Origin of the sequence: Flavobacterium artemisiae (assembly GCF_042678225.1) — a bacterium.
In the GTDB taxonomy this organism is placed as follows: Bacteria; Bacteroidota; Bacteroidia; order Flavobacteriales; family Flavobacteriaceae; genus Flavobacterium; species Flavobacterium artemisiae.
Window position 1 is genome coordinate 1,220,278 of sequence record NZ_JBHUDZ010000012.1, and the last position, 17,525, is coordinate 1,237,802.

The 17,525-nt window shown below is 32.3% G+C and carries 12 protein-coding genes; 4 read left to right on the plus strand and 8 right to left on the minus strand.

Translation table 11 applies throughout. The features are described from left to right. The first annotated feature begins 35 nt into the window (after positions 1-35). Positions 36-989, plus strand: coding sequence for an AAA family ATPase (locus tag ACFSC2_RS16050; RefSeq protein WP_379814363.1), 954 nt, complete (start codon positions 36-38; stop codon positions 987-989). Between the two features lie 40 nt (positions 990-1,029). Here ACFSC2_RS16050 and xrtN read toward each other — a convergent pair whose 3' ends face one another. After that, positions 1,030-2,268, minus strand: a complete 1,239-nt coding sequence (gene xrtN, locus ACFSC2_RS16055) for an exosortase N (protein WP_379814361.1) — start codon at positions 2,266-2,268, stop codon at positions 1,030-1,032. Then, entirely contained in the window at positions 2,268-4,763 is a 2,496-nt protein-coding gene (locus ACFSC2_RS16060; RefSeq protein WP_379814359.1) for an XrtN system VIT domain-containing protein, read from the minus strand. The genes xrtN and ACFSC2_RS16060 overlap by 1 nt, the downstream gene beginning before the upstream one ends. A gap of 435 nt (positions 4,764-5,198) precedes the next feature. Here ACFSC2_RS16060 and ACFSC2_RS16065 point away from each other — a divergent pair, with 435 nt between their 5' ends. Both ACFSC2_RS16065 and ACFSC2_RS16070 read left to right on the plus strand, forming a co-directional pair. Beyond that, positions 5,199-7,970: a bifunctional aconitate hydratase 2/2-methylisocitrate dehydratase gene (locus ACFSC2_RS16065; RefSeq protein WP_379814357.1), complete on the plus strand. Its 2,772-nt coding sequence runs from the start codon at positions 5,199-5,201 to the stop codon at positions 7,968-7,970. A gap of 125 nt (positions 7,971-8,095) precedes the next feature. Next, positions 8,096-10,360, plus strand: a complete 2,265-nt coding sequence (locus ACFSC2_RS16070; RefSeq protein WP_379814355.1) for an aconitate hydratase — start codon at positions 8,096-8,098, stop codon at positions 10,358-10,360. Positions 10,361-10,440: 80 nt separating this feature from the next. Here the strand turns inward: ACFSC2_RS16070 and ACFSC2_RS16075 are convergent, their stop codons facing one another. Continuing rightward, entirely contained in the window at positions 10,441-11,820 is a 1,380-nt protein-coding gene (locus tag ACFSC2_RS16075) for a Kelch repeat-containing protein (RefSeq protein WP_379814353.1), read from the minus strand. A 244-nt stretch (positions 11,821-12,064) separates the two neighbouring features. On the opposite strand from ACFSC2_RS16075, the gene ACFSC2_RS16080 reads away from it, so the two are divergent. Further along, a complete protein-coding gene (locus ACFSC2_RS16080) occupies positions 12,065-13,204 on the plus strand; it encodes a C40 family peptidase (protein WP_379814352.1) in 1,140 nt (379 codons plus the stop codon). Here the strand turns inward: ACFSC2_RS16080 and ACFSC2_RS16085 are convergent, their stop codons facing one another. From ACFSC2_RS16085 to ACFSC2_RS16105, 5 genes are all read right to left on the minus strand, one after another. Continuing rightward, positions 13,205-13,588, minus strand: coding sequence for a response regulator (locus tag ACFSC2_RS16085; protein ID WP_379814351.1), 384 nt, complete (start codon positions 13,586-13,588; stop codon positions 13,205-13,207). It abuts the gene before it with no gap. Continuing rightward, positions 13,578-15,002: a sensor histidine kinase gene (locus tag ACFSC2_RS16090; RefSeq protein WP_379814350.1), complete on the minus strand. Its 1,425-nt coding sequence runs from the start codon at positions 15,000-15,002 to the stop codon at positions 13,578-13,580. The genes ACFSC2_RS16085 and ACFSC2_RS16090 overlap by 11 nt, the downstream gene beginning before the upstream one ends. A 394-nt stretch (positions 15,003-15,396) precedes the next feature. Next, positions 15,397-16,158 carry a methyltransferase domain-containing protein gene (locus ACFSC2_RS16095; RefSeq protein WP_379814349.1) on the minus strand — a complete coding sequence of 254 codons (762 nt, stop codon included), beginning with the start codon at positions 16,156-16,158 and terminating at the stop codon, positions 15,397-15,399. A gap of 54 nt (positions 16,159-16,212) precedes the next feature. Beyond that, entirely contained in the window at positions 16,213-16,560 is a 348-nt protein-coding gene (locus ACFSC2_RS16100) for a hypothetical protein (protein ID WP_379814348.1), read from the minus strand. 126 nt (positions 16,561-16,686) lie between these two features. Next, on the minus strand, positions 16,687-17,085 hold the full coding sequence (locus ACFSC2_RS16105; RefSeq protein WP_379814347.1) for a DUF5958 family protein: 399 nt from the start codon (positions 17,083-17,085) through the stop codon (positions 16,687-16,689). Between the last annotated feature and the right edge of the window lie 440 nt (positions 17,086-17,525).

A 17,525-nucleotide genomic window follows, 5' to 3' on the forward strand; every position in this document is an offset into this window, starting at 1 on the left:
GAATTAACTCTTTTTAATTTTAAAATACTTCATAAATGTCTGACGTAACAGCAATTCACAATTTAGTTCAAAAAAGAAACGAATTAAAAACCGAGATAGCAAAGATAATTGTAGGCCAAGATGCCGTTATAGATCAAATTTTACTATGTATTTTTTCTGGCGGGCATGCACTTTTAGTTGGTGTTCCGGGATTAGCAAAAACCTTAATGATAAACACTTTGTCTCAAGCATTAGGTTTAGATTTTAAAAGAATTCAGTTTACTCCAGACTTAATGCCGTCTGATATTTTAGGAAGTGAAATATTAGATGAAAACAGGCAGTTCAAATTCATTAAAGGACCTATTTTTTCGAATATAATTCTTGCCGACGAGATCAATAGAACGCCGCCAAAAACACAAGCAGCTTTATTAGAAGCGATGCAGGAACGTTCTGTAACTATTGCGGGACAGAACTATAAATTAGATTTACCTTATTCTGTTCTAGCAACACAAAATCCAATTGAACAGGAAGGAACTTATCCGCTGCCAGAAGCTCAATTAGACCGTTTTATGTTTGCAATCAAACTAGAATATCCAACTTTTGAAGAAGAAGTACAAGTTGTAAAACGTACCACTTCTGATGTAAAGACACAAATAAATCCGTTATTTTCAGCTCAGGAAATTATAGATTTTCAGCATTTGATTAGAAGAATTCCTGTTGCAGATAATGTGATTGAATATGCGGTAAGCTTAGTAAGCAAAACGCGTCCGGATAATAAATTGACAAATGATTTTGTGAAAAATTATCTTGATTGGGGAGCTGGACCAAGAGCTTCGCAAAACTTAATTTTAGCAGCAAAAGCACATGCCGCTTTTAATGGGAAATTCTCACCGGATATTGAAGATGTAAAAGCAGTAGCAATTGGAATTCTGCGTCATAGAATCATTAAAAATTATAAAGCAGACGCTGAAGGAATAACCGAGGAGATTATTATTCAGAAATTATTATAAAACTAAAAAGACCTGATAAACTTGTTATCAGGTCTTTTTTTTAGTTTGGTTTGTAAGTCTCGTTTATTAAAATAATAGGAGAGTTGTAAATCAATTTCAAAAACATCACTTCGGGAAATGAAGTATATTTTTTTCCGTTGCATTCATACCACCAGTTGGAGTAATAAATTTCTTTGTTTTTCTCCATTTTATTGAACCAGATCTCTTCTTTATTCGCTGTTATTTTTTTTGTTTCAATAATATTATAACCATTTCCTGTCCAGCATACCAGCGGGTTATGCGAAGGCGTCTTTATATAAATTAATTTCTGCGGCGTACTAATTTTATAAACTTCATTATTTACCCAAACGCCCTTAATTTGTTCGTATTCTTTAGGGATTTTTATAAGTGGTTCGTTTGTGTTTTCATTTTTGATTTTTAAACTAACAATTAAGACAACAAGAAATGAAATCAAAACCAAAATAATTTTTGATGGTTTTACAACTTCATTTCGCTCTTCGATTTTTGGTTTTATAAATCGAATAAGAAAAAGCATTGGTAAGATTTGATAAATGATAAAGCAAATTAATCCAATGGAATGGTGCAGTAAATTTTCCTGAGTACAATCGAAAAAGATTAAAGTGATGATTCTGAAATAGTTTGAAAGTAAGTTTAGAAGAACCGTTAATGAACAAAAAATGATAATGGAACCAATTGTATACATTTTCTTTTGTTTATTTTCTTCAAGAGTCATTAAAATGGCGCAGGATAATAAACCAGTTTTAAACATTGACAAACCCATGCAAGCGGTATCAATAGTTATTTTAGATTGATTGATGTAAAAATTGACACCTTCGATTTTATCAATAGAAATAAAATTTTTCAGTGTCAGGTAAACTACATAACAAAGATTTTGTTTTATTTCTGTCGTAAGATGAATGAAAAATGTATTAAAGATCGTCGAAAACAACAGTACGCATATAAAAGCAATATAGGAGAATTTTTGAGTGTAATAATGGAAAATCAAACACAAAAATAAAATCAAAGCCAAGAAATGAACCGATTTTGTAAACAATCTAAAGCTCACAAATTCGAAAATTAGGAGTATGCCAAATACGAGATAGTTGATCTTAAAATTGGTTTTTCTTCCACCAATTATAAATAGGCCCAACGAAACCACAATTCCAAAGAAATCGTGGTTTATTGTTGAGATCAGAATTTTAGAATTGATTATAAAAATCAGTAAAATCGCCGACAGCCCTAAAAGAATTGATTTGTTTTTCAGAATAAAATCCTTCATTAACTAATTGCTTTTTGTTTTCTGTAATACATTAAAATAATTGTCAAACCAATAATAATCATCGCCCACTCGTGTGGTTCAGGAACTGCGCCGTCATTGTTTATTGAGGCATTTCCTAAAGTATTGACATTTTTTTCAATTCCGTTTTCTTCGTAATCTCGATCAGTTTCTAAAACAATAAGAGATGAAATCGGAGTAACGATATTAGCATCTTTAGCAAGTTCAACATATTGATTTTGAGCAAGACTGTCGTTTTGAATTTTAATCTGGTCATTTAAAACTTTTCCAAAACAAAACATTCTGTATAAATGATTAGAACCTTTTGATGAAGTTGTTTTTAGTTCAGGATTTTCATGAATAGAAATTCCAGCCGTTTCTAAGTTGACGCTGTTTTGGTCTGTTCTAAATCTTATGAAATAATTTTTAGAAATAAGATCAATACAATTATCGATGTTCGTCTGAAAAAAGTTTACATATTGCTGTTCTTTTATTGTCTGCCAAAACGGATTTACATTTTCTGAAATATTGATAACCTTAATGTTTTTATCCTTTACACTAGTTTTAATCTTTTGCAGATATTTTGAAGTTTCCAGTTCTTCAAAATTTGGAGAAAAAGTACCGTCTTTTGTAATTACCAAACTATTGTTTTTAAGATCAAAAAGTGGTAAAAGAGAATAATTTAGTTTTTTTAATTCATAAAACAATTCATTATAATTTGAAGAATTGATCTCTCGTTTCATGCCATTATAAAGAACAAAAAAGGTTTTGTTTTTTACATTTAAGATTTTTTCGATTTCTCGAATATTCCATTCACAGGTAAGATCAAGAATGATTTCGCTTGGTGCAAAAGGAGCTTTTTCTTTAATTAAAGGTTTTGTCTCGTAGTTTTTATTTTTCCATGTAAAAACACTACTTGTATTTTGAGGTTTTGCAGCAAGTTCTGCTTCCCATTTATCTAGTCCAGTTGTTGTGTTGGTGTAATAATTACCAGTATTTTCAAAGTCTTTTGTTGTTGTAAAAGCAGTTTTGTCATTGGTTTGAAGTCTTGAAACTGTAGAAGCATTGTTAATGTTTGGACCTTTAATAGTAAGGCTTTCATAAACCAAGGTATTGTTTTTTGCTTTTAAAGGCGTTGTAAAACCGCATTTAAAAGTACGTGGAAGATCTTCTGTAACAGGAAAAATTCTCACGGTTACTCTGTTTCCTTCTTTCCATTGCATCAAAGAAGGATCTCGCGCTTCTACGCCAACTACTTGATTGTAGGCTGCTTTTGCTTTTTCTTTTGTAGTCAAAATACCTTTTCTTTCAATTCCATTTACCCATAAAGACAGAGAAGTGGCAACAGAGCCTTCTGGAAGCTGAAAAGAATAAATGGCTTCTTTTTGTCCCCAGCTTTTCTTTTCGCAGGCAACATCAATAGTTAATTCTGTATACGCTAATCGATCGTTTGGGTATATTTTGACATCTTCTTTAATGTTTTTTGTAACTAAATCTTTTCCGCTCCATAAATACTCTTCAGATTCAAGTCTTTTGTCAAAGTTTGATTTTAATATATTTATCTGATCATCAGTACTTAAGTTGTTATCTTCTGTGAAATAAAAAGCTAGATTTAAAAGCGGATCATGTGTTTTTCTTTCGTTGTATTGAACATTTCTACCAAAGACTCCAAAATCTTTTAGATCAAAAAAATTGTCTGTAGAAATATATACAATGTCTTTTTTTAGAAGAATTTCATTAAAAAAGTTAGGTTTTAAATTTTGCGAAATTCGAATGTAAGCAGGTAGATCATCATTGGCGTCAAATATTTTGGTAACGCCGTTACTGTTGATTTTTTTACTTTCACTATTTATAAATAACGTAAAAACTGTGGTTCCTATTACCACTAATAACAACCCAGAACCAAAGGCGATAAAATCTTTTTTATTAGTAGAAAGTTGTTTTATAAGTATTGCACAATGTACTGTAAACACAATTGCAGGAACTAATCCATAAAAGCCCAAGCCCAAAACGATGATTGCAACAATAGAAAAGATACTAATAGGAATTAGAAAAACAGCATAATATAAAATCAATAAGACCGAACAGCCATTTAAAAAATAACAAATCTGATTTAAATATTTGTTTTCAAATCTATTGTAAATAGCAAAATTGGTCATACAGAATATAAATGTCAACGCATAAACCCATATTGGAAGATTTTCAAAAATATTCATCTGAAAGTTTAAAGAAAAACAACCGATAAACCAGTTAAGGAATAAAAAGGCTAGGAGATGCTGGTATTTTTTATAATTCCTTAAAACGTTAAAAGTAACAATAACTCCGTAAGGAATTTGAACAATAATATTAAAGATCGAAAAATTTTCAAAAGTTTCCGACTCAATTTTACTTGCAATCAAAGAAGAGATTAGAAGTGTTATACTAAAGAGGGTTACGAGTAAGCTGATCTTTACTCCAATTTGATTATTCCAAAAGCGATTTGATTGATTTGTTTCCATATAAAGTTATTTTTATTTTAAAGTACTTTGAGAAACAAAGTTAAATTATTTTGTGAGATCACAAACTTTTTTTTGGTTTTTTTAATTCTAAAATTTGAGGAATAAATAAATCTTAAAAAAGTTCGATTTAAATGAAAATTAAAGAACTATATCGTTGTAAATTCTAATTTAGAACTATTCTTGTCTAAAAATGAGGTAAAAAACTTACTTCTGGTGTCACATTAAATTTCGACTTTGTTAAAGAAAACACATTAAAATATCAATAATTCATTTTTTAAAATCAAAATTGAAGTATTCGCAAAAACTAACACTGAAAATCGTTTTTTAACAATAATATTTTTTGAAAAGGCGAGTTCTATTATATTTTTTTTAGTTCTCGGCATTAATCATTAAATTTGCATACAAAAAAATAAAAAATACCTTTTACAAGAAAATATGAACATTTATAAGGACTACATTCAAGAAATTGAAGAAAGAAAAAATCAGGGTCTTCACCCAAAGCCAATTGATGATGCGGCATTACTAAGCGAAATCATTGCACAAATTAAAGATTTAGATAATGAATATCGAAATGATTCTCTTAACTTTTTCATTTATAACACTTTGCCTGGAACTACCAGCGCAGCTGGAGAAAAAGCTAAGTTTTTAAAAGAGATTATTTTAGGCGAATCTTTAGTAGAAGAAATTACTCCAGCTTTTGCTTTTGAGTTATTGTCACACATGAAAGGAGGGCCTTCTATCGAGGTTTTACTGGATTTGGCACTAGGTAATGATGTTGCTATCGCTCAAGAAGCTGCAAAAGTACTTAAAACGCAAGTTTTCCTTTACGATGCAGATACAGATCGTTTAAAAGAAGCTTACAAAAACGGAAGTGTAATTGCTAAAGATATTTTAGAAAGCTATGCTCAGGCTGAGTTCTTTACAAAACTTCCAGAAGCTGCAGAAGAAATTAAAGTAGTTACTTTTATCGCTGGAGAAGGAGATATTTCTACAGATTTACTTTCTCCTGGAAATCAGGCTCACTCTCGTTCGGACCGTGAACTTCATGGTAAATGTATGATTACGCCGGAAGCACAAGCTGAAATTCAAGCTTTGCAAGCACAACATCCTGATGCAAGTGTGATGTTAATCGCAGAAAAAGGTACAATGGGTGTTGGTTCATCTAGAATGTCAGGTGTAAACAATGTGGCACTTTGGACTGGTAAACAGGCAAGTCCATATGTACCATTCGTTAATATTGCTCCAATTGTTGGAGGTACAAATGGTATTTCTCCAATTTTCCTTACTACAGTTGACGTTACTGGTGGTATTGGTATTGACCTTAAAAACTGGGTTAAGAAAGTTGATGCAGACGGAAATGTTATTCGTAATGAAAATGACGAACCAATCTTAGAGCAGACATATTCTGTTGCTACAGGTACAGTTCTAACTATAAATACTAAAACAAAAAAGTTATACAATGGTGATCAGGAACTGATTGATCTTTCTAAATCATTCACTCCGCAAAAAATGGAATTCATCAAAGCTGGTGGATCTTACGCTATTGTATTTGGTAAAAAATTACAAACATTCGCGGCAAAAGTTTTAGATGTTGAAGCGCCAGCTGTTTTTGCTCCTTCAAAAGAGATTTCTTACGAAGGACAAGGGCTTACTGCTGTTGAAAAAATCTTTAATAAAAATGCTGTTGGTATTACTCCAGGTAAAGTTTTACACGCTGGATCAGATGTTCGTGTAGAAGTAAACATTGTAGGGTCTCAAGATACTACAGGTTTAATGACTGCTCAGGAATTAGAATCTATGGCAGCTACAGTAATTTCGCCAATCGTTGATGGTGCTTACCAATCAGGTTGTCACACTGCTTCTGTATGGGATAAAAAAGCGCAGGCTAACATTCCTAAATTGATGAAATTCATGAACAACTTTGGTTTGATCACAGCTCGTGACCCTAAAGGTGTTTACCACTCAATGACAGACGTAATTCACAAAGTACTTAACGATATCACTATCGACGAATGGGCAATCATTATCGGTGGTGACTCTCATACAAGAATGTCAAAAGGTGTTGCTTTTGGTGCTGATTCTGGAACAGTTGCACTTGCACTTGCTACAGGAGAAGCTTCAATGCCAATTCCAGAATCTGTAAAAGTAACTTTCAAAGGAGATATGAAAGGTTACATGGATTTCCGTGATGTAGTTCACGCTACACAAGCACAAATGCTACATCAGTTTGGAGGAGAGAACGTTTTCCAAGGTAGAATTATCGAGGTTCACATCGGAACTCTTACTGCCGACCAAGCGTTTACATTTACAGACTGGACTGCAGAAATGAAAGCAAAAGCTTCTATCTGTATTTCTGAAGATGATACTTTGATCGAATCATTGGAAATTGCTAAAGGCAGAATCCAAATCATGATCGAAAAAGGAATGGATAACGAAAGACAAGTTCTTCAAGGATTAATTAATAAAGCAGACAAACGTATTGCTGAAATTAAATCTGCAGAAAAACCAGCGTTAACTCCAGATGCTAATGCTAAATATTATGCTGAGGTTGTAGTTGATTTGGATCAAATTGCTGAGCCAATGATCGCCGATCCAGACGTTAATAATGCTGACGTTTCTAAACGTTATACTCACGATACTATTAGACCATTGTCTTTCTATGGTGGTGTGAAAAAAGTAGATTTAGGATTTATCGGTTCTTGTATGGTTCACAAAGGCGATATGAAAATCCTTGCTCAAATGCTTAAAAACGTTGAAGCGCAAAATGGTAAAGTTGAATTTAATGCACCGCTTGTGGTTGCGCCTCCAACTTACAACATTGTTGACGAACTTAAAGCAGAAGGTGACTGGGAAGTATTGCAAAAATACTCTGGATTCGAATTTAATGACGATGCTCCAAAAGGTGCAGCACGTACAGAATACGAAAATATGTTGTACTTAGAGCGTCCTGGTTGTAACCTATGTATGGGTAATCAAGAAAAAGCGGCAAAAGGAGATACTGTAATGGCAACTTCTACACGTCTTTTCCAAGGAAGAGTTGTTGAAGATACAGAAGGTAAAAAAGGAGAATCATTACTTTCTTCAACTCCAGTTGTGGTTCTTTCTACTATTTTAGGTAGAACTCCAACTATGGAAGAATACACTGCAGCGGTAGATGGCATCAACTTAACGAAGTTTGCACCTTCTAACAAACAATTAGTTATGTAATCATTAGATTAGTTAAATAAAATTTAGAAGCCCGAGTCGTAAAACTCGGGCTTTTTTTGTAATAATTGCTCTATTTTTTGTACCTTGTGTTGTTCAAAAAAGGATAATAAAAAACAAATTAAACTATGGCTTTTGATATCGAAATGATTAAAAAAGTGTACGAAAACATGCCTGGTCGCGTTGACAAAGCGCGCGAGATCGTTGGTCGCCCACTTACATTAACAGAGAAAATTTTATACAATCACCTTTGGGACGGAAATCCGACCAAAGCGTTTGGAAGAGGAGTTGATTATGTAGATTTTGCACCAGACCGTGTAGCGTGTCAAGATGCAACTGCTCAAATGGCATTACTGCAATTTATGCATGCTGGTAAAGCTAAAGTTGCGGTTCCGACAACAGTGCACTGCGATCACTTGATTCAAGCAAAAATTGATGCTGCAACAGATTTAGCAAGAGCAAAAACACAAAGTAATGAGGTTTTTGACTTTTTATCTTCTGTTTCTAATAAATATGGAATTGGTTTCTGGAAACCAGGAGCTGGAATTATTCACCAAGTTGTACTTGAAAATTATGCTTTCCCAGGCGGAATGATGATTGGTACCGATTCACACACCGTAAATGCGGGTGGTTTAGGAATGGTTGCCATTGGTGTCGGTGGAGCCGATGCTGTAGACGTAATGTCTGGAATGGCGTGGGAACTTAAATTTCCTAAATTAATCGGAGTAAAATTGACTGGTAAATTATCAGGATGGACAGCTCCAAAAGACGTAATTCTTAAAGTTGCTGGTATCCTGACGGTAAAAGGTGGTACTGGTGCTATCGTTGAATATTTTGGTGAAGGTGCTACAGCAATGTCTTGTACAGGTAAAGGAACAATTTGTAATATGGGTGCTGAAATTGGAGCGACAACTTCAACTTTTGGATACGATGATTCTATGAGTCGTTACCTTCGTTCTACAAATAGAGCTGATGTTGCAGATGCTGCCGATAAAGTAGCTTCTTATTTAACAGGAGATCCAGAAGTGTATGCAAATCCTCACGAGTATTTTGATCAAGTTATCGAAATCAATCTTTCTACATTGGAGCCTCATTTAAATGGTCCTTTTACACCAGATTTGGCTACTCCAATTTCTAAAATGAAAGAAGAAGCGATTAAAAATAATTGGCCATTACAAATTCAAGTTGGTTTAATTGGATCTTGTACAAACTCATCATACGAAGATATTTCCCGCGCAGCTTCTTTAGCAAGACAAGTTGCCGCTAAAAACTTAAAAACTAAAGCTGAGTTTACTATTACTCCAGGTTCTGAGGTGGTTCGTTCGACTATTGAAAGAGACGGATTTATTGATACTTTCCATAAAATTGGCGCAACTGTTTTTGCTAACGCTTGCGGACCGTGTATTGGTATGTGGGATAGAGAAGGAGCTGAGAAAGAAGAAAGAAATACAATTGTTCACTCTTTTAACCGTAACTTCTCAAAACGTGCAGATGGTAATCCTAATACATTGGCTTTTGTTGGTTCTCCAGAATTAGTGACTGCGATGGCGATTGCGGGTGATTTAGGTTTTAATCCATTAACAGATAAGTTAATCAACGAAGATGGAGAAGAAGTAATGCTTGATGCTCCAACTGGTGACGAACTTCCTGCTAAAGGTTTTTATGCCGAAGATCCAGGATTCCAAGCTCCGGCTGCAGATGGTTCAGGGGTTCAGGTAGTGGTTAATCCAGTATCAGAACGTTTGCAATTATTGGCTCCGTTTGATGCTTGGGATGGTAAAAATATTACAGATGCCAAATTATTAATCAAAGCTTTCGGAAAATGTACAACAGACCATATTTCTATGGCAGGACCTTGGTTACGTTTCCGCGGACATTTAGATAATATCTCAAATAATATGCTGATTGGTGCTGTAAATGCATTTAATCAAAAAACAAATTCAGTTAAAAATCAATTAACTGGAGAATACGATGCAGTTCCTGCTGTAGCTCGTGCATACAAAGCGGCTGGGGTTCCATCTATTGTTGTAGGAGATCATAATTATGGTGAAGGTTCTTCTCGTGAGCACGCTGCTATGGAGCCTCGTTTCTTAGGTGTTAAAGCGGTATTGGTAAAATCTTTTGCTCGTATCCACGAAACAAACCTTAAAAAACAAGGTCTTTTAGGATTGACTTTTGCTAACGAAGCAGATTATGATAAAATTCAAGAGAACGATACAATCAATTTCTTAGATTTAACTGAGTTTGCTCCAGGAAAACCATTGACATTAGAATTTGTTCATGCAGATGGTAAAAAAGATATTATCTTGGCAAATCATACTTATAATGAAGGACAGATTGGCTGGTTTGTTGCAGGTTCTGCATTAAACTTAATTGCTGCTGGAAAAGCTTAATTTAAGCTTCCACATATAAAAAAGCGCTCTGTGTAAACAGAGCGCTTTTTTCGTTTTAATGAAGAATATATCGATCAGGTTTAGTTTTTATTTGCTATATTATTTTGTGATAAAACTCTAATACGGTTTGGTGCGGTATTGTCAAATTCGTCTATAGAAATGCTGTATACTTTTGATGAGGGAATCTTCATGAACGAGCCAAATGAATAGCCTCCAATAATGTACAATTTGTTATTTAAAAAATGCATGGTAGCAGCTCTTAATTGAAGATCAACAAAGTATTCCTTAATTTGCTTTGATTTTGTGTCGTAAATTGAGAGCTTTCCATCTTCAAAAATATAAATATCATTATCGTTGTAAGCAATTGCAGGATTTTCTAGATGGGAAATTAAAGACGCTTCATTTTTCCAAGTTTCATTTGTTAAATCAAAACTCTGAATCTCGGAAAAACTTTTGTTGTCATTATTTCCAATGGTAAAGATTTTATCGCCAATCAAAACTCCTTTTATTTCTTTGGCAGTTGGCATTTTTTCTAACTCATACCACAATCCTGAAGTGATATTGTACATATGTACTTTGTCAGTAAAGGTCTTTTGTCCTCTTTCAGTGTTTTTTATAGAGCCGCCCATGACAATAATATTATCTTTATAGACAAAAGAAGTAAAGTCAGCAGCTGTGTGAGGATTGGTTTTGTCAATGGTGATAGTATTTTTATTAACGTCAAAAACTTCAATTTCGTTTTCTAGATATTCAAATTTTTGGTTCATTGAAAGTCTTTTTCCTCCTAAAACATAAAGCATGTTGTCGTAATAATTCATATTATGATAAGCTCTTCTCTTAAATTTTGTATTTGATTTCTCCCATATATCTGTTTTTGGGTCATAAATAAGCAAGTCTTCGCTATAAAATCTTTTGGCTACTTGCATTTGAAGTAATTCTCGATATTTTTTTTCGAAGTTAGGATCGTTATCAGAACTTATGCTTCTTTCCTTTAAAATGTTTAGTGCATTTTCTTCGTCACTGCTGTCGCCGCCAACTATATAAATTTTGTCATTTATTACTGCCGAGCCAAAAGAATAAAGGACTTTATTTAAAGATTCAAGCTTAGTAAAATCAAGTTTAGATTTTAATTTCACTTGACGATTTGTTATCTCCACATTCTTCAACGTTTCAATATCTTCTTCTAGAGAAATAATAAAGTTTGATTTTTTAAAATCAGTGATTGCTATTTTTGTCGTAATGTAGCCAATATGTGACACCTGAAGTGTATCGTTTGCTTTTGTTTTACTTAATGAAAATTCTCCACTATCATTGGTTATAGTTCCGATTTGAGATTGCATTGCATATATATTAGCATCCTCGACTGGTAAGTTGGTAGTTTTAGATTTAACAACTCCATTTATAGTTTGCGCAGTTGTAAGAAAAGGAATTAAGACAAAGAGAGATAATATTTTTTTCAAAATGTAAAGGTTTTAATTTGTTTAGTTTTGGTGTAATTTCTCGAAAACGACTTATTAAGATAAGCAGCTGCTTTTCACAATATTGGCGCAAATTTTATGCCGTAAATTCTCATAACAGGAAAATTTGTTGTTAAAAAATGTGTTTTTATTACTTTAATAAGTTAAATTCGCGATGCCCCCAAATCGAATAATTATCTAGAGTTTAAAAATTTAGTTGTTTTTTGCTCTTTAAAAAGTTAAGAATATGATTAATAAGTTAATTGTAATATTATTTTTTTTAAGTTTTGGAGCTTTTGCTCAGGAAAATTTCATTAAGCATAAAATTTCGCAAGGTGACAATCTTACAGTTATTGCAAAAAAATACGGAGTTAAAGCAAAAGATATTGCAGATGCTAACCCGAATGCTCCAAAAATTCTAAAGTTAAATTCGACTCTTCTTATCCCTAATAAAAACAAACAAACTGCTGTATCAAAATCAAATTCAGTAGCTGAAAATACAAATTCCACAGGATCTCATGAAGTGCTGCAAAAAGAAACACTTTGGGGAATTTCAAAAAAATATAATGTTTCTGTTGATGATCTCAAAAAAGCCAATCCTCTTTTAGAAACAGAAGGATTAAAAATAGGACAGCTGATTACAATTCCGTCTAATATTTCTGTTGAAAATGAAAAACCGGCAGAAACGGCAGTTGTATCTACAGATGTAGAACTTTTTAGAGAAGTTAAGCCTAAGGAAACTAAATATGGGATTTCTAAAGAATACGGAATCACCGTTGCAGAATTAGAACGACAAAACCCATCGATAAAAGGAAAAGTTCCTGTTGGATATCTGCTTACCATTAAAGTTTCAAAAGAAAAAGCAGATGCAATTCAGGCAGCAAAAGATGCCCAGGAAGCTAAAAATGATGTTGCAAACAATACTTCAAGTCAAATTGCAGAAAATACAGCGCCAGAAATTAAAAAAGATTCCACATATGTTCGAACGCCAGGAAACTATTCGGAATTAATAGATCAATTAATTGTAAATGCTACGGGTAATATTGGGACAAGATACCGATCGGGAGGAACCACCAAAGCAGGATTCGATTGTTCTGGGTTAATGTTTTGTACGTTTAATAATTTTGACATTAAACTGCCTAGAAGTTCTATTGAACAATCTCGTATTGGTACAAAAGTTACATCTGACGATGCTCAAAAAGGAGATTTGATTTTCTTCAAGACAAATGGAAGACGTCAAATTAATCATGTGGGAATGGTGGTAGAAGTCTTAGATGGTGAAATAAAATTTGTACACTCGTCAACTCACGGTGGTGTTATGATTTCTTCTACCAAAGAACCTTATTATACGAGAGCTTTTTCACAGGTTAATCGTGTTTTAAACTAATTAAGTAAAGTTGTTTTTAAGTGTTTCAATTTTAAGTGGTTTGCTAAAAAATCCAGAAACATAACTATTTTCTTTTGCCTTTTTTATTTCGTCTAAATCCAATGTTGAGGAAAGAACAAAAATCTGAATTTTGTCTTTTATTTGTTCTTCAAGACTTGTGAAGTGCTCCAAAAACTCAAATCCATTCATAATAGGCATTTGAATATCCAAAAGAATGATTAATGGTTTTTGTTTTACGTTTTTTAAAAGCCATTCTAGTCCTTCTTTTCCATTGTTGGCAATATAAAGCGGGTTGATATCCAATGCTTTTTTGAGTAATTTTTTAATGACAAATTGATCAATCAAATTGTCTTCAATTAATACAAATCCTAGATTAGATTCCATGTGATTGCGGAATAGTTACAATAAATTTACTTCCAATATTACTTTCGGAAAAAACAGCGATTTCTCCTTTTATATTTTCTATGGCTTCTTTTACGATGTAAAGCCCTAATCCTGAACCTTTATTTTTGTTAGTTCCAAAATACATATCAAAAATACTATCCTTAAATTCATCTCGAATCCCGATACCGTTGTCCGAGACTTCGATTTTGTTAAGTCCGTCGCAGCTATAAGTTTTTATGCTGATGAACATTTCTTGTTTACTGCAGTCGGCGTATTTTATGGCGTTAGAAAGTAAATTATTAATGATAATTTTCAAACGCAATCCGTCACTTTCTATTTGGTCAACCAAAAGTTCCTGGGTTATTTTTATTCGATTGGCATTCTCGATGTGCATTAACTGAAGAATGGCTTCATTAAATAATTCTTTTAAACTTACAGGCTCCATTACAACTTCCTTTCTTTTGTTTTTAGAATAATCGATAATATCGCTTATAAATTGATCTTGTCGTGTAAGGCTGTAATTCATCATTTGAAGATAATTTCTTATTTGCGAAAGGTCATCTTCTAAGGCTGTAATCTCGATCAGGCCTTTCAATGACGTAATCGGTGATCTTAAATCATGCGATGCACTGTAAACAAAACGATCTAGTTCTCGATTGACAATAATGAGGTTCTCATTCTTTACCTCAGTTTCTTTTTTAGAAACCAAAAGCCTTTTTACCATGATTGAATAATAAAGACAAACGCTGCATATAATAATCAGTACAAAAAAGACATTCGTAAGAATTAATAAATCTTTTATTTTACGAGTTCCTTCTCCTAACATATTAGAAAAATTACGTTCGTTAATGGTCAAACTATCGCTGATAGTGCTGATTTCGTGTAGAAATTTCTGTCTGTCGGCTGGAGTTAAAATATTGTGTTTAATTTTGGCATTTACCTGCTGTCCGATTACAAAAAGTCTAAAAATTAATTTATCTCCTTTTCCCCATTCATCAATAGCTTTTGATAAAAAAGAAACATTTTTAAAGTTGTCAAACAACCAGATCACGTCATCCAAATCTTCTTCGTGATTTCGTCCAATCAAAAAACCTTGCCGAGCAACTTCATTGTCTCCGGCTTTCAATAACGTAATTCGCGCAATTCCATCACCTTGCGGTACTTTTATTTCTTCTAAATATAATTTCCACTGCTGTGGATCTTTGGTATATAAATAAGTAATAAGATGTCTAGAAGCATCTTTTTGTCCTTTAGAATAATGAGATTCTCCGTTTACATATGCTCTGTTGGCTGATAAAATTTTGATTGTAAAAATATTAATGCAGATTAAAAGGGCGCAAGAAATGAAAACAATTAGTATTAAAATAAAAACATTCGGAAAACGAAAGTTTTTTAGAGCTTGCAGCTTTAACATAGATTCTTGTTTGTAGGTTAGTAATAAAGCGCGTTTGTTTTGTTTGAAAAATGCCAGGCAAGCTTTATGGGGTAAAGGTTGTTTGGTTTTATTAAACGTTTGTTAAATTATTTTCTTTTTTATAAAATGAGAATTTGTTGGCAATATCAAATATAGTAAAATTTATCTTATAGTTTTTTAAAAAATAAGTACAAAAAAATTAACATATAAAAATCTGTAATTCAAATATTTGTGTTTTATTTTTACTGAAAAACGACTTTTGCATTTTAAAAAAGATATTTCAAAAACGCTAATAAGCTTTAAAAATGAAATCTTAATATTTTGTGAAAATTAGAAGTAAAAATAGTTGTTTTGTTTAATGGTTTTGTGTCTGTATAATTTCCTTTTGAAATTATTATGAGAAAGAAGCATACAGAATCAATCTTCTAAAAGCATATATAGAAGGAACAACAGGGAAATAATTGTTAATTCTTTTTTTGAATTCGGCACTCAATTCTTCAAATTCATTTGTGTTTAAACGTTCTTGGTAAACGGTTAACGCTGAGCCGGAAATAAAATCAAAAAAATCATTCTCATTTTCTGAAATAATGGGATAAACTTTTTCGTAGACAATTAGATTTTCGCCTCCATTTTCAAAAAGTATTTTGGCATATTTGTCTAAATTCAAAACAGGCGAAGGTCTTGTCCAATTCTTTAAATAAGAAGCAAACGGCTGTTCTTGTACTAATTTAAAAAGTATTTTATTGAGAATGTTTTCGTTTTGTTGAGGCATCTGAACAGCAAGTTGTCCTCCAGAATTAATACGTGAAATTATTTTTGGAAAAAGAGTTTCATGATCGTCAATCCATTGTAAAGCGGCATTAGAGAAAATCAAATCCCATTTGGTTTCATTCTCTAACTGTTCTGTAATTGATAATTGTTGGAAAGTTACATTGTTCTCAGCAGGTGCTTTTGCAAGCATTTCGGCTGAATTATCTATCCCCAGTACAATCGGATTACTAAGTTTTTGAGCTAATTTCTTAGTAAGTTCACCAGTTCCGCATCCTAAATCAATAACTTTAAGATTTGGTCTATCGATAATATGACTTGTCAGATCTACAAAAGGCTTAAAACGGTCTTCTTTAAATTGATTGTATTTTTTCGGATCCCAAGTCATAAATATAGTTTTTAATTCCAAAAAGGAATTTCGATTTAAATTCTAATCTTAAAGTTAAGAATTTAAATTGATCAAACCTCTGAAAAACTGAATGCCACCGAATAATATTGCTCCCCAAAATATAAAACCAATATTAGATAAAGTTAGAATAGTACCGCCAACACACCATAAAATACCATAAAGCATATCCTTCTTTGCCTGAGCATGCGCATGTTCTTGTTGTGCTTCATGAATTTGAGTTTCAATTTTTTCAACAATAAGTGAGGCTGCATCAGGACTTAATCCATTTTCGATCAAAGCATTTTTAGTCTCATAACCAGATTTTCCCTCATTAAATAAACTTATCGCTAAATAGTAGTATTGATTAGATGCTTCCTGAGTTTCTGCTATAGTGTTTTCCATATTGTAGTTTTATATTTGATTGGTTAGTTATTACCAAATATAAATACTTGAAATTGTATAAGTTTACGGGAAAGCGTAAAAGAGGAATTTTTTTATTAAAAGCAAGTTGCTAAGATTGGTATTATTTTATTCAAGTTCGTGCCAAAAATGACCACAACCATTTTTGCATTCTGTATTTCTTCTTTCAGTATCGGTAATTTTAAAAATCCAAAGTAAACAAGTTATCGTTTTTTTGTTTTCATTTTCTGGAAGTGAAGCCAATTTATAAAAAGCAATTTTGGGAGAAAATCTTTTTAGTATCTCAATTGATGTAAAAGTTTGTCTTAATGGAATACTGTTTATTGCTTTTTGATAAGTTTCTGAATTATAATCTGATTTCTCTGGAATAGAATTGAAGATATAATTATGAAGAGTTGAAAAAAGTTGTTCAAAATTATAGTTATCGTCTAACAAAAGATGTAATCCAAGATGAAAATCAATTTTATCTTGAGCAATTTTATTGATTATTAATTCTTTTTGGTCCATAAATGAGAAATAGAATTCGGTTGATTTTTATTGAAATTCTTTATCATTAAAAAAATTAAAATACTTACAGCCAAAAACGGAAGAAAATAAGAAAATACAATTAAACTGTCTTTAATTGTTTGATCTATGGAATGTATAATTAAGCCTAAAAACCAAATAATGATGGATATTATATTTAATGCTTTAGAAGCGGTAAGTTTATAAAATGATAATAGCATGAGCGACAATACATTTAAATTGTACATATTATCAAGAAAAAATGAATGATAAAAGCCGTTATTCCTTGATAACAAGACCCACCGCCGAGATAAAAAATTTTGGGGGTAAAAATTTTGGTCAATAAAGCTGTGCCGATCAAAATAAATAGCAGATAATATTTTGTTTTCTTGTTCATGAAATTAATTTATCAAAAGGAATAATTCATAATTTGATTTATTTCA